Source organism: Nonomuraea sp. NPDC049421, from assembly GCF_040677005.1.
In the GTDB taxonomy this organism is placed as follows: domain Bacteria; phylum Actinomycetota; class Actinomycetes; order Streptosporangiales; family Streptosporangiaceae; genus Nonomuraea; species Nonomuraea salmonea.
The window spans coordinates 61,107-79,152 of record NZ_JBFAQA010000007.1; the positions used below are offsets into that span (position 1 = coordinate 61,107).

The following is an 18,046-nucleotide window of genomic DNA, read 5'->3' on the forward strand; positions in this document are numbered from 1 at the left end:
ATGCAGCGGTTGCAGGATCGGGTGGCGGTCATCACGGGAGCGGCGGGCGGCATCGGGCTGGCCACGGCCCGCCGGTTCGCCGAGGAGGGCGCCAAGGTCGTCTGCGCGGACGTGGACGAGGAGGGAGGCAAGCAGGCCGCGAGCGAGGTCGGCGGCCTGTTCGTACGGGCCGACGTCACGAACGAGGACGACGTGGTGCGCATGTTCGCCACCGCGTACGAGACGTACGGCAGCGTGGACATCGCCTTCAACAACGCCGGCATCTCGCCGCCCGACGACGACTCGATCCTGGAGACCGGCATCGACGCCTGGCGCCGCGTCCAGGAGGTGAACCTGACCAGCGTCTACCTGTGCTGCAAGCACGTCATCCCGTACATGCGGCGGCAGGGCAAGGGCTCGATCATCAACACGGCGTCGTTCGTGGCGGTGATGGGGTCGGCGACCTCGCAGATCTCCTACACCGCCTCCAAGGGCGGCGTGCTCGCGATGTCGCGCGAGCTGGGTGTGCAGTTCGCCAGGGAGGGCATCAGAGTGAACGCGCTGTGTCCAGGCCCGGTGAACACGCCCCTGCTCCAGGAGCTGTTCGCCAAGGACCCGGAGCGGGCGCAGCGGCGGCTGGTGCACGTGCCGGTGGGCCGCTTCGCGGAGGCGTCGGAGATCGCGGCGGCGGTGGCGTTCCTCGCCAGCGACGACGCCTCGTTCGTCACGGCCAGCGAGTTCCTGGTGGACGGCGGCATCTCCGGCGCGTACGTCACGCCGCTCTAGAGGGGGGCACGCCATGCGGCGTCCGGTCATCGGCATCACCTGCTACGTCGAGCAGGCCACGTTCACGGTGTGGCGGGACACGCCCGCCGCGCTGCTGCCGTACGCGTACGTGGAGAAGGTGGCGGCGGCCGGCGGGCAGCCGGTCGTGCTGCCGCCGGCCGGTGCGCCCGCCGCGCTCGTGGGCCGGCTGGACGGGCTCGTGCTGGCGGGCGGCGGCGACATCGACCCGGCCAGGTACGCCGCGGCCCCGCACGAGCGCACCGGCTACGTGCGGGAGTTCCGCGACGAGGCCGAGTTCGCGCTGCTGCGCGCGGCGCTCGACGCCGGGCTGCCCTACCTGGGCATCTGCCGGGGGCTCCAGGTGCTGAACGTGGCGCTCGGCGGCAGCCTGCACCAGCACCTGCCGGACGTCGTGGGCCACACCGGCCACTGTCCAGGGCCCGGCCGCTTCGGCGACCTGCCGGTGACGCCCGTCCCCGGCTCGCGCCTGGCGAAGGCGCTGGGCACGGAGCCGCTGCCGGTGCCGCACTACCACCACCAGGGCGTGGACCGGCTCGCGCCCGGCCTGTCGGTCACCGCGACGGCGGCGGACGGCACGGTCGAGGCGGTGGAGCTGGAGGGGGCCGGGTTCGCGATGGCGGTGCAGTGGCACCCGGAGGTGGCGGAGGATCGGGCGCTCTTCGAGACGCTGGTCGCGGCCTGTTGAACCACGAACGCGACAACAGCCCCATATCCCCACTAGGCTGGCGGACATCACCGACGAAACCGTGCGGGAGAGTGCCCTGACAGCCGGTCAGGGCCCCTGAAGGAGCAAGCCCTCCCCGCGAACCTCTCAAGGCAAAGGACCGCACGGCTACGGTGTCTCTGGAAAGCAGGCCCTCGGGGCCTCGCCGAAGGTGAAAGTCCGGCAAAAATCGGGCGAAGCTCTCAGGCACCGATGACAGAGGGGGAGGATGCTGGCATCCACTCCTGTCCTGAGGTGCGTCCAATGTCCCGACCGACACCGCTCCGAGACGTTCACGAGAGCCTCGGCGCCACCCTGACCGACTTCGCCGGCTGGCTCATGCCCCTCCGGTACGGCAGCGAGTCCGCCGAGCACCGGGCCGTCCGCGAGGCGGCCGGTCTGTTCGACCTGTCGCACATGGGCGAGATCTTCCTGACCGGCCCGCAGGCCGCCGAGGCGCTCGACTACGCGCTGGTCGGCCACCTGTCGGCGCTGGCCGTCGGCCGGGCCCGCTACACCATGATCGTGAACGAGCACGGCGGCGTGCTCGACGACCTCATCGTCTACCGGCTCGGTGACGAGGAGTTCATGGTCGTGGCGAACGCGTCCAACTACGAGAAGGTGGCCCGCGAGCTGCAGGAGCGCGCGAAGGCGTACGACGCGGTGGTCGAGGATCGCTCCGACCGGTACGCGCTGATCGCCGTCCAGGGCCCGCGCTCGCAGGAGATCCTGGCCACGCTCACCGACGCCGACCTGGCCGGGCTCAAGTACTACGCCGGCCTGCCCGGCACGGTGGACGGCCGGCAGGCGCTCCTCGCCCGTACCGGTTACACCGGCGAGGACGGCTTCGAGCTGTTCGTCGCGGGCGAGGACGCCGTCCCGCTCTGGCACGCGCTCACGGCGGCCGGCGAGCCGTACGGGCTCAAGCCCGCGGGCCTGTCCAGCCGCGACACGCTCCGCCTTGAAGCGGGCATGCCGCTGTACGGCAACGAGCTCGACGCGGAGCTGACCCCGTTCGACGCGGGGCTGGGCAGGGTGGTGAAATTCGACAAGCCCGGTGACTTCGTCGGCCGGTCTGCGCTCGAGGCGGTCAAGGACGACCAGCCACGACGCCGGCTCGTCGGCCTGGTCGCGCGGGGCCGCCGGGTGCCGCGCCACGGTTACCCGGTCACCCGAGACGGCGCCGTCGTCGGCGAGGTCACCAGCGGTGCGCCTTCCCAGAGCCTGGGCAAGCCCATCGCGATGGCCTACGTGGACACCGGCGCCGATTCAGGCCTGGCTGTGGACATCCGGGGCAGCCATGAACCTGTGGACCTGGTCGAGCTGCCCTTTTACAGGAGGAACAAGTGAGCAACATCCCTGACGACCTGAGCTACACCAAGGAGCACGAGTGGGTGCGCGGTGTCGAGGACAGCGTCACCGTGACCGTCGGCATCACGGCCTTCGCCGCCGACTCCCTTGGTGACGTCGTCTACGTGCAGCTCCCCGAGGTCGGCAGCAACGTCGAGCCGGGTGACTCCATCGGTGAGGTGGAGTCGACCAAGTCGGTGAACGAGATCTACACGCCGGTCGGCGGTGAGGTCGTCGAGGTGAACCAGGCGGTCGTGGACGACCCGAGCCTGGCCAACAGCGACCCGTACGGCGAGGGCTGGATGTTCAAGGTCCGCGTGGAGGGCGACCCCGAGGAACTGCTCTCGCCTGAGGAGTACACCGCCCTGACCGCGGGCGACTCCTGACCCACCCGCCGGGGCCCGCCGAGCCGGGCCCCGGCCCTTCATGAAGGGCGCACATCAATGGCGATCAGCGTCTTCGACCTCTTCAAGATCGGCATCGGCCCGTCGAGCTCCCACACGGGCGGCCCGATGGCCGCCGCTCACAAGTTCGCCCGCGGCCTGCACCAGGACGGCCTGCTCGACCAGGTGTCCCGCGTGGAGGTCATCCTGTACGGCTCGCTCGGCCTGACCGGCAAGGGCCACGGCAGTGACAAGGCCGTCCTGCTGGGCCTGTCGGGCGACAAGCCCGAGCTGGTCGACGTCGACACCGTGGACGCCCGCATCGCCGCCATGCGCGAGTCGGGCACCGTCTCGCTCTTCGGCACTCATGAGATCCCGTTCGTCGTCGGCGAGCACCTCGTCTTCGAGCGCAAGATCTCGCTGCCCGAGCACCCCAACGGCATGCGCTTCACCGCCTGGGACGCCTCGGGCGAGCGGCTGCGGGAGAAGGTCTACTTCTCCGTCGGCGGCGGCTTCGTGGTGGACGAGCAGGCCACCGGCGCCGACCGCATCAAGCCCGACGACACCGTCCTGCCCTACCCGTTCACCACCGCCGAGGAGCTGCTCAAGCACTGCTCCGCCACCGGCCTGTCGATCTCCGCGCTGATGCTGGAGAACGAGAAGGCGTTCGGCCGCACCGAGGAGGAGATCAGGGGCGGCCTGATGAACCTGTGGCGGGTCATGTCCGAGTGCGTCACGCGCGGCATCGCCAAGGAGGGCGTGCTGCCCGGCGGCCTCAAGGTCAAGCGCCGCGCCAACCAGCTGCACCGCCGCCTGCAGTCCGAGCCGCCGGAGAAGGACCCGTTGCAGGCGATGGACTGGGTGACGCTGTTCGCGCTGGCCGTCAACGAGGAGAACGCGGCGGGCGGCCGGATCGTCACCGCCCCGACCAACGGCGCCGCCGGCATCATCCCGGCCGTGCTGACCTACTACACCCGGTTCGTCCCGCACGCCGACGACGACGGTGTCATCAGGTTCCTGCTGACGGCGGGCGCGATCGGGGTGCTGTTCAAGGAGAACGCCTCGATCTCCGGCGCCGAGGTGGGCTGCCAGGGCGAGGTGGGCTCGGCCTGCTCGATGGCCTCGGCGGGGCTCACCGAGGCGCTGGGCGGCACGCCCGAGCAGGTGGAGAACGCCGCCGAGATCGGCATCGAGCACAACCTGGGGCTGACCTGCGACCCGATCGGCGGCCTGGTGCAGATCCCGTGCATCGAGCGCAACGCGGTGGCCTCCAACAAGGCGATCACCGCGGCCAGGATCGCGCTGCGCGGCGACGGCAAGCACTTCGTCTCGCTCGACCGGGCCATCAAGACCATGCGCGACACCGGCCGCGACATGCTCGACAAGTACAAGGAGACCTCGCGCGGCGGCCTCGCGGTCAACGTGATCGAGTGCTGACCTGACGCCGTACGTGCAGGCGGACCACGGCGGGGCACTCGTCGTCGCGGACCTCGCGGCGGATCCGCCCCACGATGTCCTGGTCCAGCTTGCTCACGATCGCGCCGACGTCGGCGGCGGCCGGGCAGGTCAGGCCGATGCGCAGGCCGTCGGCGGCCACCCGGACGCCTGCCCTGCCCAGCCCGTCCACGCCCTTGAGCCCGACGAACAGCATCGCGGTGCCGGTGCCGTTGTGGGTGCCGCGGCGGCCCCAGCCGAGGCTCAGCAGCAGCCAGCGCAGCGCCAGCAGGGTCAGGAACAGCAGGGCGAAGGCGACGAACCAGAGCGGCCACGGCTCCTCGGCCAGCGTCTTCCTGGCGGCGGCCGGCAGCACCCTGGCGCCCGGCGGCAGGTCGAAGAAGCGGTTCTGGCCGCGCAGCCACGCGTACCCGCCGAGTGCCAGCAGGATCGCCCCGACGACGGCGAGGCCCACCCGGTTGCCCGCGTACTGGCGCATCAGGCGGCCCTCCTGCGCAGACGGACGACGACCTCGCAGGTGCTCAACGTGCCGACGCCGGACAGGCGGTCGCCCACCACGGTGCCGACCTGCCTGAGCATCTGGCCCGAACTCTCCCCGCTGGTCATGACCGTGACCTCGATCGTGCGGCGGCGCAGCCTGACGCTCGCCCGGTCCACGCCGGCCACCTGCTGGGCGGCGGCGCGCAGGGTGCGGCGCAGGCCCGCGCGGGTGATGCCGATGACGATGAGCGGGTCGTCGGTCTCCACCGGCACCAGCCGGGTACGTCCCGGCATGATCGCGAGCAGCAGCATGAGCGCGCCCGCTCCGGCCAGGCCCATCGCCACGGTCTCCAGCTCCGGCCAGGTGCTGCGGCCCGCGAGCTCGATCAGCTCGTTGACCGGCACCCAGCCGAGCGGCCTGCCGAGCAGCGCGGCGACCACCTCGGCCGCGGTCGCCCCCAGCGCGGTGGCCAGCGTGAGCGCCACGAGGGCGCCGGGGACGGTACGCGCCGGCCGCAGCGCCCTGGACGCCCGGCGCAGCCCGGTGTTCCGCGGGGCGACGACGGCACCGGGCAGGAGCTGCTGAAGCGTGGTCATCACACCGACAGACGTACATGCAGGGCGCCGGGGCGGTACCGCGCCCTCGCCGCCGGTTTGCCCGATCATTACGGGGACCGCAACTAACACGAACAAGCCTCATGTTCATTTGCCCGATATGCGGATACGCTGCCGGTATGGATGACCGGCAGCGGTACGACCGGGCCACCGCAGCCCTCGAACCGCCGTTCGCGCTGCTCGACCTCGCCGCCCTGCGGGCCAACGCCGCCGGCCTCGTACGCCGCGCCGCCGGCAAGCCCATCAGAGTGGCCACCAAGTCCGTACGCAGCCGGGCACTCCTCGACCGTGTCCTCGCCATGGACGGCTTCCGCGGCCTCATGGCCTTCACCTTGCCCGAGGCGCTCTGGCTCGCCGGGCACGGCCACACCGACATCCTCGTCGCCTACCCCACCGCCGACCGGCACGCCCTGGCCGCACTCGCGGGCGACGCGCGGGCCGCAGAACGCATCACCGTCACCGTCGACTCGGCCGCCCACCTCGACTTCATCGAGGCCGCCGTGGCGGGCGTCCGGCCGCGCGCCGAGATCAGGCTCTGCCTCGACATCGACGCCGGCTTCGTCGCCTTCGGCGGCAGGTTCAGGGCCGGCGCGCTGCGCTCCCCCGTCCGCGAGCCCGACCAGGCGGCCGACCTCGCCGCGAGCATCGCCAAGCGGCCGGGACTCCGCCTCGCCGGGCTGCTGGCGTACGAGGCGCAGATCGCCGGGGTCGGCGACGACCCACCGGGCAACGCCGCCTACACCCAGCTCATCAGGCTCATGCAGGCCCGCTCCGCCAGGGACCTCGTGCTGCGCAGGGGCAGGATCGTCAACGCCGTACGCCAGGTCGCCGACCTCGAGTTCGTCAACGGCGGCGGCACCGGCAGCGTCGAGCGGACCGTCCGCGAGAAGGCCGTCACCGAGGTTGCCGCCGGGTCAGGACTGTTCCATCCGCGGCTCTTCGACTTCTACCGCGCGTTCACCGGGGTGCCCGCCGCGCTCTTCGCGCTGCCCGTCGTACGCCGCCCGGCCAGGGACGTCGTCGCCGTGCTCGGCGGCGGTTACATCGCCTCGGGCTCACCGGAGCCCAGCAGGGCGCCGCAGCCGTACCTGCCGGCCGGGCTGCACTACGCGCCCGACGAAGGCGCGGGCGAGGTGCAGACCCCGCTGCTCGGCCAGGCGGCCGAGGACCTGCGGATCGGCGACCGGGTCTATTTCCGGCACGCCAAGGCGGGCGAGCTGTGCGAGCGCTTCGACACGCTGCACCTGGTCGAGGGCGACGCGCTGGTGGAGTCGGTGCCGACCTACCGGGGCGAGGGGCGCACGTTCCTCTGAGCGGTCAGCGGCTGAGCGGTCAGCGGCGTTTGCGGCGGCGGCGCATGAGCACGATGGCCGCCCCCACGACCAGCACCGCGCCGATCCCGATCAGCACCGGCCCCAGGTCGGGCCGCTCGTCGTCCCACATCTCGTCGGGGTTGTCGCCGAACTCCGCGGGCCTGGCCGTCACCCCCAGCGCGTCACCCACCGACGCGACGAAGTGCCCCGCCCTGGTCTTGACGTCTTCCACCGTGCGCTCGGCGACCCGCTTCGGGCTCACCCGGTCGGCGATGGCGTCGACCGTCCGCGCCAACTCCGCGCGCGTCCGCGCGATCTGCCGCTCCAGCTCATCGGGATCGGTGTCAGCCATGGCTCTCCTTTCGACCGTACGCGTGCCCTCAGCGGCGAGGCGTTCGTTCTGGTCGTGATCAGTCTGTCAGGTCGGCGCCCCGGACGGCACGGCGGCCGCACAGCGAGTCGGGCCGGTAGGTTGGTGGCAGTTAATCAGGAGGGCCCCAGTGACAGAATCCAAGCTCGCGCCCGGCGACGCCGCACCCGAGTTCGCGCTTCCCACCGCCGACGGCGGCACCGTCTCGCTCGACGCCTACCGCGGCAAGCGCGTGATCCTCTATTTCTACCCCGCCGCGATGACCCCCGGCTGCACCAAGCAGGCGTGCGATTTCCGCGACAACCTCGGGCAGCTGACCGACGAGGGTTTCGTCGTCCTCGGCGTGTCGAAGGACAAGCCGGCCAAGCTCGCCAAGTTCGCCGAGCGCGACGCGCTGACCTTCCCCCTGCTGTCCGACCCCGAGCTGACCGTCCACCAGGCCTACGGCGCCTACGGCACGAAGAAGCTGTACGGCAAGGAGGTCGTGGGCGTGATCCGCTCGACGTTCGTCATCGACGGCGACGGGAAGATCGAGCAGGCGCTCTACAACGTGAAGGCGACGGGTCACGTGGCCTCGCTGAAGAAGAAGCTCGGCCTCGCCTAGAACGCTCCGGCGGGCGGCGTTATTCGTGTGATAACGCCGCCGACCGGGCGGGCGCCGGATCGCGTACGCAGGCGGTAAGATTGGCGGCACGTGGCACTTCCCGTGCCCGAATTGTCATTTCCCGACCGAAACTCCCGGGGCATGGCAATGGCAAAGGGGTCGTAGCCCAATGGCAGAGGCGCAGTCTTTAGGTGGCTGTTAGTGTGGGTTCGAATCCCACCGGCCCTACGAACGATTTGTGTATCCGCGCCTCTGACCGGCCGTTTCTCAGTCGTCGTAGGCGGGCGCGACGGGCGCCGCGGGGGCGTCGTCGGGGCGCGGCGGTCGCGGCACGCGGGGCGGCGAGGGCGCACTGCAGCGCACCTCATTCTCGCGCTCCCAGCAGCTCACGTCGGGCACGGCGTGGACACGGAACCGGTCCGGGCGCGGCATGTCGTACCAGACGTCGAACCTGCCGTGATCATGGCCGGCGTCGTTGACGGCGGCCACGCTGACACCGCCGATCAGAGCTCCCGCGAGCAGCCCGACGAGTCCCGCGCCGATGAGCACCCTGGACCCGCGACGGCCGCCGCTCCGCGGCGTCTCCCAGTCGACGGGCTGCGTGGGAGGGATCTCGGCGTACGCCTGATCGGCTTGCTCGCCGTACTTCAGAGCCGGCTGAACGGGACTCGGGTCGCGCGGCGCTTCCTCACCGCCGCGCGACCCGGCATCGCGATCATGATCCGCCATCACGATCTCCCTTTACTCGCCCCGCAGGGGGCGCTCCCGGTAATGAGAATGCCAAATACACCGTAAGCCGTGCGTAAGCTCCCCGTCATGTAAGACCTGGGTCGTACTCACACTTCAGCCTTCAGGCGGACAGAAGCTTCGGGTGCGCTGCATATCGTGAGGATGTGTTCGGCAGGGTACGGGCGTGGTCGCGACGCCACGAGAAGCTGGCCAACGCCCTGTGGGCGAGCCCTCTGGCGCTGTTCTGCGTCCTGACCGGGGTGGCGGCGGAGGGCTCCGCGCAGCTGGGCGGCGGTTCCGCGCCCGGCCTGCCCGGTTACCTCGCTCTGACGGCGCTCCTGCTGCTGCCGCTGGTGTGGCGCGACCGCCCGCTGCCGGCGTTCTCGGCCGTCGCGCTGGTCAGCTTCGGGCAGTGGCTGGCCGGCCTGGCCCCGGTGCCCGCCAACCTGGCCGTGCTGGTCGCGCTCTACGCGGTGGCCTCGCAGTGCCTGTTCCGCTGGGCGGTGGCGGCCTGCCTGGTGGCGGAGCTGGGGGTGGCGCTGGCCATGGTCAACTGGTACCGCCCCACGTTCGGCATGTTCTTCAGCTGCTCGATCTTCGTGGTGACGGTCTGGCTGACCGGCCTGTACGCCAATACCCGCCGCCGCTACCTGGAGAGCCTGGAGGAACGCGCCGAGCGCGCCGAGCGCGAGCGCGACCAGCAGGCCAGGATGGCCGCGGCGGCCGAGCGGGCCAGGATCGCGCGGGAGCTGCACGACGTCGTGGCCCACAACGTCAGCGTCATGGTGGTGCAGGCCGACGGCGCGAACTACGCCCTCGGCACCGACCTCGACCAGGCCCGCGCGGCCGTCACGACCATCTCGGCCACCGGCAGGGCCGCGCTGGCCGAGATGCGCAGGCTGGTCGGCGTGCTGCGCGAGAACGAGAGCGCGCCCACCGACTACACCCCGCAGCCCGGTCTCGGCCAGCTCGACGAGCTGGTCAGCGGCTTCGCGGTGCCCGCCAGCCTGCGCGTCGCGGGGACGCCGGCCGAGCTGCCCGAGGGCCAGCAGCTCGCCGTCTACCGCATCGTCCAGGAGGCTCTGACGAACGCGCTCAAGCACGGCGGCCCCGGCGTCAGCGCCACGGTCGAGATCGACTACAGCGGCACGGACGTGCTCGTCCGGGTCACCGACGACGGCAGGGGCGCCGCCGCCCCGCGCGGCGCCGGCGGCCACGGCCTGATCGGCATGCGCGAGCGGGCCGGCATGTACGGCGGCGCGGTGTCGGCGGGCCCGCGCCAGGGCGGCGGCTTCGAGGTGCTGGCCAGGCTGCCCCTGGCGAAGGAGGCGGCGTGATCAGGGTAATGCTGGTCGACGACCAGGAGCTGCTGCGGGCCGGCTTCAGGATGGTGCTCGGGGCGCAGCCCGACATCGAGGTGGTGGCCGAGGCGGGCGACGGCGCGGCGGCCCTGAGGCTGCTGGAGCGGGTCGAGGTGGACGTCGTGCTCATGGACGTCCGCATGCCGGTCATGGACGGCGTGGAGGCCACCAGGCTGGTCAGAGGGCCGCGGGTGCTCATCCTGACCACGTTCGACCTCGACGAGTACGCCTTCGCGGCGGTCAAGGCGGGCGCGGCCGGGTTCCTGCTCAAGGACGTGCCGCCCGCCGACCTGGTCAGCGCGATCAGGGTGGTGCACGCGGGCGAGTCGGTCATGTCGCCGAGCACGCTGCGCCGCATGCTCGACCGCTTCGCCGCCCAGCTCCCCAGCGGGCAGGCGCCGCCCGGAGCGGGCGACCTGACGCCGCGCGAGCGCGAGGTGCTGCTCATGGTGGCGCGCGGCCTGTCCAACACGGAGGTCGCGGCCCGCCTGGAGGTGGCGGAGGCGACGGTCAAGACGCACCTCGGCCGGGTGCTGGCCAAGCTGGGGCTGCGGGACCGGGCGCAGGCGGTCGTGTACGCGTACGAGGCGGGGCTGATCGTGCCCGCACAACAGCCCGCACAACAGCCGGCACAACATCCCGCGCAATCGCCCGCGCATCGGCCGGAAGGCTGACCCGGGGTCATCTGGCGGCGCACACGAAGTCCCTCCTCAAGGCCCAGGGAAAGGGACATTTCCGCTCCTAGCGTTGGTCGCGTTCCACGACCCCCGCGACCAAGGAGTGAACGTGACGCTCACCGAGACCCGGCGGCAGGCAGCGGCCGCCGTGGTGGCAACAGAACTGACCAAGGTGTACGGCCAGGGCGACGCCCAGGTCCACGCGCTGCGCGGGGTGAGCGTGTCCTTCGCCACGGGGGCGTTCACCGCGATCATGGGGCCGTCCGGGTCCGGCAAGTCGACGCTCATGCACTGCCTGGCCGGGCTCGACACGGCCACCTCCGGCACCGTGCACGTCGGCGACGTCGAGCTGACCGGGCTGAGCGACCGCAGGCTGACGCTGCTGCGCCGCGAGCGGATCGGGTTCATCTTCCAGGCGTTCAACCTGCTGCCCACGCTGACCGCCGAGCAGAACATCCGCCTGCCCCTCGACATCGCGAGCCGTCAGGCCGACGAGACGCTGTTCGAGCGGGTCATCGACACCGTCGGGCTGCGCGAGCGGCTCGCGCACCGGCCCGCCGAGCTGTCCGGCGGGCAGCAGCAGCGGGTGGCGGTGGCCAGGGCGCTGATCAGCAAGCCGCAGGTCATCTTCGCCGACGAGCCCACCGGCAACCTCGACTCGCGCAGCGGCGCGGAGGTGCTGGCGTTCCTGCGGACGTCCGTACGCGAGCTGGGCCAGACCATCGTCATGGTCACGCACGACCCGGTGGCGGCCTCGTACGCGGACCGCGTGGTCTTCCTGCGCGACGGCGAGCTGGTCACCGAGGTCGCCGCGCCGACGCCGCAGTCCGTGCTGGACACGCTCGTCCGGCTGGAGGCGTGAGGTGCTGAGGACCACGCTGGCCGGGCTGCGCGCGCACCGGCTGAGGTTCCTGTTGACGTCGCTGGCGATCCTGCTCGGGGTGGGCTTCATCGCGGGCACGTTCGTGCTGAACGACACCGTCGAGGCCGGCTTCGCCCAGCGGGTGACCGCCGACGCGGGCAAGGTGGACGTGGCCGTGCTGCCCAAGGGCTCCGGCGACCCGTCCGGCGAGCCGCTGCCCGCCGGCCTGCTCGACCGGATCAGGAGCCTGCCTGGCGTCACCGAGGCGCAGGGCATCGTCCGCGGCCCCGCGCCCCTGCTCGGGAAGGACGGCAAGGCCGTCGGCACCCTGCCGACCACGGCCGTCTCGGTCGTCACCGGGCCGCTCGACCGTACCGACGTGGTCGCGGGCACCGGGCCCGGCACCGACGACCAGGCCGCCGTCCTGGACGAGAACACCGCCGAGGCCCAGGGCCTGCGCCTCGGCGACACGATCACCGTGCTCGACTCCCGCCGCAGCCCGCACGCCTTCCGCCTGGTCGGGCTCATCGACACCGGGCTCGACCAGGAGCTCGCCTTCACCGGCGCGGTCGGCTTCACCACGGACACCGCGCGGCGCATGACCGGCGCCAAGGGGTACGCCGAGATCGACGTCAAGGGCTCCGGTCCCGGGCTGAAGCAGGCCGTCGCGGCGGCGGCCGGCGGCTCGTACACGGTCAGGACCGGGGCCGAGCTGGCCGACGCGCTGGCCGCGTCCGCCGGCGTGGACACCCGGCTGCTCACGGTGGGGCTGCTGCTGTTCGGGCTCGTCGCGATGCTGGTGGCCGCGCTCGTCATCTACAACACCTTCACGATCCTCGTCGCCCAGCGCACCCGCGAGATGGCGCTGCTGCGCTGCATCGGGGCGACGCGGGGGCAGGTCTTCTCCCAGGTGCTGCTGGAGTCGGCCGCCGTGGGCCTGCTGGCCTCGCTGGCCGGTCTCGCCGCCGGGTACGGCCTGGCCGCGCTCACGCTGACCGTGCTCGGCGCGCTGGAGGCCTCGCTGCCCACCGACGCGGCCGTCACGCTCTCCCCCGTCACCGCCGGCATCGCCCTGGCCGTGGGCGTGCTGGTCACGGTGGGTGCGGCGGTGCTGCCCGCGAGGTCCGCGACCCGCGTGGCGCCGGTCGCGGCGCTGCGCAGCGAGCCCGAGGAGCGCACGTTCCGCGCCGGGCGGGCGCGGATGCTGTTCGCGGCGCTCTTCCTGCTGGCAGGAGCCGGTACGACCGGCGCGGGCGCGTTCGCGCTGCCCCCTGGGCAGGTCGCGCTGGTCGTCGTCATGGCCGGGGGCATGCTGACGTTCCTGGCGGTGCTGATACTCGGGCCTGTGCTGGTCAGGCCGCTGAGCGCGGTCGTGGGGTGGGTGCCGCGCCGCTCGTTCGGGGTGCCGGGCAAGCTCGCGGTGCAGAACTCCGTCCGCAACCCCAGGCGGGCGGCCACCACCACGGTCGCGCTGACGATCGGGGTGACGCTGATGACCCTCATCTCCGTGATCACCGCCTCGACCCGGCTCACCATGACGGCCAAGCTGGACGACCAGTTCCCCGTCGACTACCTGCTGATCGACCAGGAACGCGAGCCGCTCATCCCGCGCTCGGTGGGCGAGGAACTGCGCACCCGGCCCGAGCTGGCGTCGGTGGGGCAGATCCGCAGGGTCGAGGCCGGCTTCGGCGGCAGGACGCAGAGCGTGGGGACGTTCGCCGGGCACGTGGCGCCCTACGTGACGGCCGGGTCCCTGCGCGGGTTCGCGGCCGGGCAGGTCGCGGTCGATGGCCGGACGGCGGCCCGGCTCGGGCTGCGGCTCGGCGGCACGGCGACGCTCGCGACCAAGCGGGCGGGCACGGTCTCCCTCCGGATCGTCGCGCTGCTCGACGGCGACCAGACGATGCTGCCCGCCGTCACCGTGCCCGAGCGCGCGTTCGACGCCTACTTCGGCGCGGTGCCCGACGCGCAGGTGCTGGTCACGATCAAGGACGGCGTGCCCGCCGCGCGGGCCCGCGCTGTGGTGGACGCCGCCACGGCGCCCTATCCGACCGTGATGGTCAACAGCGCGACGGAGGTACGCGGGCAGTTCGACGAGACGCTCGACATGGTGCTGATGATCATGACAGGGCTGCTCGGGCTCGCCATCCTCATCTCGCTGCTCGGCATCGCCAACACCCTGTCGTTGTCCGTCCACGAACGCACCCGCGAGTCCGCCCTGCTGCGCGCGCTCGGCCTGACCCGGCCGCAGCTGCGCCGGATGCTGTCCGTCGAGGCGCTGGTGCTCGGGCTGATCGGGGCGCTGGTGGGCGTCGCGCTCGGGCTCGTCTTCGGGTGGGCGGCGATGCGGGCGATGCTGGAAGGCTCGCAGTACGCGGTGCCCGTCCCCCAGGTGCTGCTGTTCGTGGTGCTGTCGGGGGCGGCGGGGGTGCTGGCGGCCGTGATCCCGGCGCGGCGGGCGGCGCGGGCGTCCATCGTGGGATCGCTCGCGGCCGGCTAACTTCGGACGAATAACGACATTGTTGAATAAACCCGAAAAAGCCGGTTAGAGGGTACGAAGCGGGTCGGGCGTCCGATGGGGGCGACGCCCGGCCTCGCCGTGCATCCCACACCCCTTCGGGGGGTCAGCGGGGGGTGCGGCCGGGCCACAGTTCCGCGACGGTCTCCACGTCCAGCAGCGGGCGCGCCACCACCTCGCCGGTCGCCCGGTCGATCACGATGCAGGCGCCGCCGGCCGTCTCCGGCAGGCTGGCCGGGTCGTCGGGCTCCAGGTCGCGGACCCAGCCGACGTAGCCGCCCTCGAAGCCGTAGACGCCCACGGGGACCGCTTCCTCAGGCGGGCGCACCCCGTTGAAGTACTCCTCGGCCAGCGCCCTTGCCTGCTCCAGGTTCATCGCGGCCGCCCCCACCGGTCGAGGATCACGCAGAACACCCCGGTCACCGTCCGGTACGGCGGCTCGACCGACATGTGACCCCGCTGCGCGTCGATCCAGATGACCTCGCCGTCGAAGTTGACCGCGTTCCAGGCGTGACTCCCGCCGCCCGGCCAGCGCACCACGATCACGGCGCTCGCACCGTGACCGGCCTCGACGAGCCGGTGGGCGATCATCGGGTAGGCGTGCCGTCCCTGCCCGGCGTACTGCAGACGGTGGCCCACCCAGCTCTCGATCCTGGCCACACTCCCCTGCTCGCCGGTCAGCACGGGACGGCCGATCCGGTCGTACTCGGGCAGCCGGGGCGCGGCCGCCGCGGGCTCGCCGTGCCAGGTGGACAGCACGGCCAGCGCGCAGTCGGCGGCGTTGGAGGCCCGGAACGGGTCGTCGGCGGGCCCGCCGCCGTTGACCAGGCGCACCCAGGTGCCGCGCGGGTCGGGGAAGCGGGCGCCGCCGCGTACGGCGTCGGCGAGGTCCCGCTCCACCTGCGGGTCGGGCTGCGCGAGCCCGCCCGGCACGCCGTACGGGCGGCTCTCGGCCAGCCTGGGCGGCCGGCGCGGCCCGTCGAACCAGTCACCGTCCTCGGCGGCGATCAGAGGCTCGGCAGCGAAGGACCCGGCCGAGGACCCGGCCGAGGACCCGGCCGAGGACCCGGCCGAGGACCCGGCCGAGGACCCGGCCGAGGGGGCTGCAGGCGAGTCGGCATCGGTCTCGGCGGCGTGCTCGTAGTCGAGCCACCGCATCCCGTCGGCCACGACGGGGTTGTATCGGCCATCGGGAAGAACCCATCGGACACTCGGCTTGTGCTCGCGGAACACGGCCTGCCTCCTGTCATGCTTCAACGAACGATCGTAGAGGCGACGCGGTGACAAGGGGGCGAAGTCGGAGAGATTCTCCGTCCGAGCTAGCCGCTCTACCTGGGCAAACGGGGCATACCTCAGCTCACCTGCACGGTGACCGTGTGCCAGCCGGTGGCGCCGTCGGGAGCCGGCGGGGCGAGCTGGACGGTCTGCGTACGCCCGGCCGCGTCGGTCGCGCGTACCTGGATCGCGTGCTCGCCAGGGGTCGCGTCCCAGTCGATCGACCACTGCCGCCAGGTGTCCGGGCCCGGCACCTCGGCCAGCTTCGCCACCCGCCACTGGCCGCTGTCCACCCGCACCTCGACCGCGTCCACGCCGGTGTGCTGCGCCCAGGCCACCCCGGCTATCGTGGTGCGGCCCGCCTTGAGCCGGTCGCCGTAGCCGGGGATGTCGATGCGCGACTGGGTCTTGATCGGGCCCTTGGCGGCCCAGCCGCGCGGCGTCCAGTACGCCTCGTCCTCGTCGAACCTGGTCACCTTGATGTCCACGACCCACTTGGTCGCCGAGACGTACCCGTACAGGCCGGGCACCACCTGACGTACCGGGAAGCCGTGGTCCACCGGGAGCGCCTCGCCGTTCATCGCGATCGCGAACAGCGCGTCGCGGCCGTCCATGACGACGTCCACCGGGGTGCCGCAGGTGAAGCCGTCGGCGGAGGTGGACAGCAGCATGTCGGCGTCGGAACGCAGGCCCGCCTCGCGCAGCACGTCGGCCATGCGCACGCCCAGCCAGCGGGCGTTGCCGACGTACGGGCCGCCCACGTCGTTGGAGACGCAGGTCAGCGTCACGTCGGCCTCGGTGAGCGGGCGTCCCAGGAGGTCGGCGTAGGTGAGCTCGACGGGACGGTCGACCAGGCCGTGGATGCGCAGCGTCCAGTCGTTGGGGTCCACCTGGGGGACGACGATCGCGGTGTCCACCCGGTAGAAGTCCTTGTTCGGCGTGACGAACGGCGACAGGCCGGGGAGCTTGAAGTCGACGCCCGCGGGGAGCGGTTTGGCCGGGGTGGCGGGCTTGGGCAGGGCCACGCTGGTCCTGGCGGCGTCCACCGCCTGCCGGCCGCCGAACTCCCGGCCCAGCCAGGTCGCGGCGCCCGCCACGACCACGCCGCCGGCGACGCCGGTCAGCAGCCGCCGCCGGTCGAACTCGGGCACCCAGCCACCGGCCCGCATCACTGCAGGACGCTCGGGCTCGTCCTCCGGCCCCTGTTCGGGCGCCTCTTCGAGCCGCGCGTCGTCATCGTCCGCAGACCTGCCCGGCACCATCGCGGCCTGGGGGGCGCGCTCGTAGGCGGGGTCGGGCGCCAGGGCGGGGGTGAACGTGGTGGCGCGGCGTAGCAGCCATCTGAGGGCCCACGCGCCGGCGAGCGTGCCCACGACGGTGGGCAGCAGGTCGAGCACCCCCGTGTCGGGCCTGGTGAGCACGGCCAGCAGCCCGACCACCCCGAACACCGCGAACCCGGCGAGCCCCAGGCTGAGCCGACGCCTGGCCAGCACCCCGATGAGCGCCGCCACTACGGCCAGCACCACCAGCACGCCACCGACCAGCACGGCCTTGTCGTTCTCGCCGAACGCGGCGATGGCGAAATCCTTGAGCGGCGCGGGCGCCGCGTCGACGGCGGCGTCTCCGACGGCCACCACGGGAAACGCCGCGGGCCCGACGGCCCCGGCCACGAGCTGCGCGACCCCGAGTGCCACACCACCCGACACCAGCCCCACAAGCCCGCCCGCCCAAGCGGGAACGCTCACATTCCTCATCACAACCCGACGCTACGCCCCCGCACCTCGGAGGTTTCTTACGCGATGGTTACGGGTGCCCTCCGAGCGCGGGCCATTCCTCGGCCAGGAGCGCGTATGAGAGACCGTCGACCCATCCCTTGGTGCGGTGGAGTGAGTCTCTCACCGTGTGCTGTTCGCGGCGCATCCCGACCCGCTCCATCAGCCGCCACGAGGGTTCGTTGTCATAGAAGCAGTCCGCGTGCAGGCGGCGCAGGCCAAGACGCTTGAAGGAGATGTCGATGAGGGCGCGTACCGCTTCGGTGGCGTAGCCCTGGCCGCCGTAGGCGGGATCGAGCGTCCACCCGAGCTCTCCCTGGACGTTCTTTGCCTGGTCAGCGACCTCTTCCTGGGCCCAACCGTCCTCGACCCTCAGCATCAGGTCGCCGATCACCCGGCCGTCCAGTTCCACGATGAGCAGGTCTGCGAGGCGCTCCTCGCGCAGGAAACGCTGGCGGTAGTCGTCGTAGGTCTTTGTGGCGGCCGTGATCCATTCGTGGGTCTCCGGCAGCTGCCGGAAGGCCCACGTCGCGTCCACGTCGTCGGGGGCAGCCCGGCGCAACAGCAGCCGCTCGGTGAAGATCGGCCAGTCCAGCGTGTCAAGAGGGTGATGCATGGGCCCTCATACTGACAGCGGGCTGTCGTGACCGACAAACGGATTATTGCGGACGGCGTCTCCGGCAACGCATCAACCGCGAACGCCGCAAAGCGATCGCCCCACAGGCACCGACCGCCGCGAGCACGAAGGCCAGGTGGGGTCGAAAAACCACCCCATCACCGCCGAAAGCACAAG

General features: G+C 72.1%; 19 protein-coding genes, 1 tRNA gene and 1 riboswitch. Of the genes, 12 read left to right on the forward strand and 8 right to left on the reverse strand.

What is annotated here, in order from left to right; all coding sequences use genetic code 11:
- The 5 genes from AB0K18_RS14180 to AB0K18_RS14200 all read left to right on the forward strand — a co-directional run bounded on the left by AB0K18_RS14180 (position 1) and on the right by AB0K18_RS14200 (position 4,659).
- Positions 1-765, forward strand: a complete 765-nt coding sequence (locus tag AB0K18_RS14180; protein ID WP_364914430.1) for a 3-oxoacyl-ACP reductase — start codon at positions 1-3, stop codon at positions 763-765.
- A gap of 13 nt (positions 766-778) precedes the next feature.
- On the forward strand, positions 779-1,471 hold the full coding sequence (locus AB0K18_RS14185; RefSeq protein WP_364914431.1) for a gamma-glutamyl-gamma-aminobutyrate hydrolase family protein: 693 nt from the start codon (positions 779-781) through the stop codon (positions 1,469-1,471).
- A gap of 54 nt (positions 1,472-1,525) precedes the next feature.
- A riboswitch (glycine riboswitch) is annotated at positions 1,526-1,623 on the forward strand.
- 130 nt (positions 1,624-1,753) lie between these two features.
- Positions 1,754-2,839, forward strand: a complete 1,086-nt coding sequence (gene gcvT, locus AB0K18_RS14190; RefSeq protein WP_364914432.1) for a glycine cleavage system aminomethyltransferase GcvT — start codon at positions 1,754-1,756, stop codon at positions 2,837-2,839.
- Positions 2,836-3,225 carry a glycine cleavage system protein GcvH gene (gene gcvH / locus AB0K18_RS14195; protein ID WP_364914433.1) on the forward strand — a complete coding sequence of 130 codons (390 nt, stop codon included), beginning with the start codon at positions 2,836-2,838 and terminating at the stop codon, positions 3,223-3,225. Before gcvT ends, gcvH begins: the two co-directional genes overlap by 4 nt.
- A gap of 57 nt (positions 3,226-3,282) precedes the next feature.
- Positions 3,283-4,659: an L-serine ammonia-lyase gene (locus AB0K18_RS14200; protein WP_364914434.1), complete on the forward strand. Its 1,377-nt coding sequence runs from the start codon at positions 3,283-3,285 to the stop codon at positions 4,657-4,659.
- On the opposite strand, the gene AB0K18_RS14205 is transcribed toward AB0K18_RS14200, so the two are convergent.
- Both AB0K18_RS14205 and AB0K18_RS14210 read right to left on the reverse strand, forming a co-directional pair.
- Positions 4,640-5,155: a hypothetical protein gene (locus AB0K18_RS14205; protein ID WP_364914435.1), complete on the reverse strand. Its 516-nt coding sequence runs from the start codon at positions 5,153-5,155 to the stop codon at positions 4,640-4,642. The genes AB0K18_RS14200 and AB0K18_RS14205 overlap by 20 nt on opposite strands.
- Entirely contained in the window at positions 5,155-5,754 is a 600-nt protein-coding gene (locus AB0K18_RS14210) for a DUF6286 domain-containing protein (RefSeq protein ID WP_364914436.1), read from the reverse strand. The genes AB0K18_RS14205 and AB0K18_RS14210 overlap by 1 nt, the downstream gene beginning before the upstream one ends.
- 137 nt (positions 5,755-5,891) lie before the next feature.
- Here AB0K18_RS14210 and AB0K18_RS14215 point away from each other — a divergent pair, with 137 nt between their 5' ends.
- The gene (locus tag AB0K18_RS14215; RefSeq protein ID WP_364914437.1) at positions 5,892-7,085 is read left to right on the forward strand and encodes an alanine racemase; all 1,194 of its coding nucleotides are present in this window, start codon (positions 5,892-5,894) and stop codon (positions 7,083-7,085) included.
- 19 nt (positions 7,086-7,104) lie between these two features.
- On the opposite strand, the gene AB0K18_RS14220 is transcribed toward AB0K18_RS14215, so the two are convergent.
- The gene (locus tag AB0K18_RS14220) at positions 7,105-7,437 is read right to left on the reverse strand and encodes a DUF3618 domain-containing protein (RefSeq protein WP_364914438.1); all 333 of its coding nucleotides are present in this window, start codon (positions 7,435-7,437) and stop codon (positions 7,105-7,107) included.
- 148 nt (positions 7,438-7,585) lie between these two features.
- Between AB0K18_RS14220 and bcp the strand changes: the two genes are divergently transcribed.
- Together bcp and AB0K18_RS14230 are read left to right on the forward strand one after the other, a co-directional pair.
- The gene (gene bcp / locus AB0K18_RS14225) at positions 7,586-8,059 is read left to right on the forward strand and encodes a thioredoxin-dependent thiol peroxidase (protein ID WP_364914439.1); all 474 of its coding nucleotides are present in this window, start codon (positions 7,586-7,588) and stop codon (positions 8,057-8,059) included.
- A gap of 155 nt (positions 8,060-8,214) precedes the next feature.
- Positions 8,215-8,287, forward strand: a tRNA-Leu gene (locus AB0K18_RS14230).
- A 39-nt stretch (positions 8,288-8,326) separates the two neighbouring features.
- Here AB0K18_RS14230 and AB0K18_RS14235 read toward each other — a convergent pair.
- Positions 8,327-8,788 (reverse strand): hypothetical protein, encoded by a 462-nt coding sequence (locus AB0K18_RS14235; protein ID WP_364914440.1) that lies wholly within the window; start codon positions 8,786-8,788, stop codon positions 8,327-8,329.
- 164 nt (positions 8,789-8,952) lie between these two features.
- Here AB0K18_RS14235 and AB0K18_RS14240 point away from each other — a divergent pair, with 164 nt between their 5' ends.
- From AB0K18_RS14240 to AB0K18_RS14255, 4 genes are all read left to right on the forward strand, one after another.
- Positions 8,953-10,125: a histidine kinase gene (locus AB0K18_RS14240; RefSeq protein WP_364914441.1), complete on the forward strand. Its 1,173-nt coding sequence runs from the start codon at positions 8,953-8,955 to the stop codon at positions 10,123-10,125.
- The gene (locus tag AB0K18_RS14245; RefSeq protein ID WP_364914442.1) at positions 10,122-10,823 is read left to right on the forward strand and encodes a response regulator transcription factor; all 702 of its coding nucleotides are present in this window, start codon (positions 10,122-10,124) and stop codon (positions 10,821-10,823) included. The genes AB0K18_RS14240 and AB0K18_RS14245 overlap by 4 nt, the downstream gene beginning before the upstream one ends.
- A 112-nt stretch (positions 10,824-10,935) precedes the next feature.
- Positions 10,936-11,688 (forward strand): ABC transporter ATP-binding protein, encoded by a 753-nt coding sequence (locus tag AB0K18_RS14250; RefSeq protein WP_364914443.1) that lies wholly within the window; start codon positions 10,936-10,938, stop codon positions 11,686-11,688.
- Between the two features lies 1 nt (position 11,689).
- The gene (locus AB0K18_RS14255; RefSeq protein WP_364914444.1) at positions 11,690-14,188 is read left to right on the forward strand and encodes an FtsX-like permease family protein; all 2,499 of its coding nucleotides are present in this window, start codon (positions 11,690-11,692) and stop codon (positions 14,186-14,188) included.
- A gap of 124 nt (positions 14,189-14,312) precedes the next feature.
- Here the strand turns inward: AB0K18_RS14255 and AB0K18_RS14260 are convergent, their stop codons facing one another.
- The 4 genes from AB0K18_RS14260 to AB0K18_RS14275 form a co-directional block, all read right to left on the reverse strand.
- Positions 14,313-14,597, reverse strand: a complete 285-nt coding sequence (locus AB0K18_RS14260; RefSeq protein WP_364555629.1) for a hypothetical protein — start codon at positions 14,595-14,597, stop codon at positions 14,313-14,315.
- Positions 14,579-15,463, reverse strand: a complete 885-nt coding sequence (locus tag AB0K18_RS14265) for a toxin glutamine deamidase domain-containing protein (RefSeq protein ID WP_364914445.1) — start codon at positions 15,461-15,463, stop codon at positions 14,579-14,581. The genes AB0K18_RS14260 and AB0K18_RS14265 overlap by 19 nt, the downstream gene beginning before the upstream one ends.
- 95 nt (positions 15,464-15,558) lie before the next feature.
- Positions 15,559-17,226 carry a molybdopterin-dependent oxidoreductase gene (locus AB0K18_RS14270; RefSeq protein ID WP_364914446.1) on the reverse strand — a complete coding sequence of 556 codons (1,668 nt, stop codon included), beginning with the start codon at positions 17,224-17,226 and terminating at the stop codon, positions 15,559-15,561.
- A 58-nt stretch (positions 17,227-17,284) separates the two neighbouring features.
- Positions 17,285-17,869, reverse strand: coding sequence for a GNAT family N-acetyltransferase (locus AB0K18_RS14275; protein ID WP_364914447.1), 585 nt, complete (start codon positions 17,867-17,869; stop codon positions 17,285-17,287).
- Positions 17,870-18,046: the final 177 nt, after the last annotated feature.

What these genes read in the sequence shown, in the direction of transcription:
- AB0K18_RS14180 (WP_364914430.1), top strand. Translation starts at nt 1, where the DNA reads ATGCAGCGGTTGCAGGATCGGGTGGCGGTCATCACGGGAGCGGCGGGC.
- AB0K18_RS14185 (WP_364914431.1), top strand. Translation starts at nt 779, where the DNA reads ATGCGGCGTCCGGTCATCGGCATCACCTGCTACGTCGAGCAGGCCACG.
- gcvT (WP_364914432.1), top strand. Translation starts at nt 1,754, where the DNA reads ATGTCCCGACCGACACCGCTCCGAGACGTTCACGAGAGCCTCGGCGCC.
- AB0K18_RS14200 (WP_364914434.1), top strand. Translation starts at nt 3,283, where the DNA reads ATGGCGATCAGCGTCTTCGACCTCTTCAAGATCGGCATCGGCCCGTCG.
- AB0K18_RS14205 (WP_364914435.1), bottom strand. Translation starts at nt 5,155, where the DNA reads ATGCGCCAGTACGCGGGCAACCGGGTGGGCCTCGCCGTCGTCGGGGCG.
- AB0K18_RS14210 (WP_364914436.1), bottom strand. Translation starts at nt 5,754, where the DNA reads ATGACCACGCTTCAGCAGCTCCTGCCCGGTGCCGTCGTCGCCCCGCGG.
- AB0K18_RS14215 (WP_364914437.1), top strand. Translation starts at nt 5,892, where the DNA reads ATGGATGACCGGCAGCGGTACGACCGGGCCACCGCAGCCCTCGAACCG.
- AB0K18_RS14220 (WP_364914438.1), bottom strand. Translation starts at nt 7,437, where the DNA reads ATGGCTGACACCGATCCCGATGAGCTGGAGCGGCAGATCGCGCGGACG.
- AB0K18_RS14235 (WP_364914440.1), bottom strand. Translation starts at nt 8,788, where the DNA reads ATGGCGGATCATGATCGCGATGCCGGGTCGCGCGGCGGTGAGGAAGCG.
- AB0K18_RS14275 (WP_364914447.1), bottom strand. Translation starts at nt 17,869, where the DNA reads ATGCATCACCCTCTTGACACGCTGGACTGGCCGATCTTCACCGAGCGG.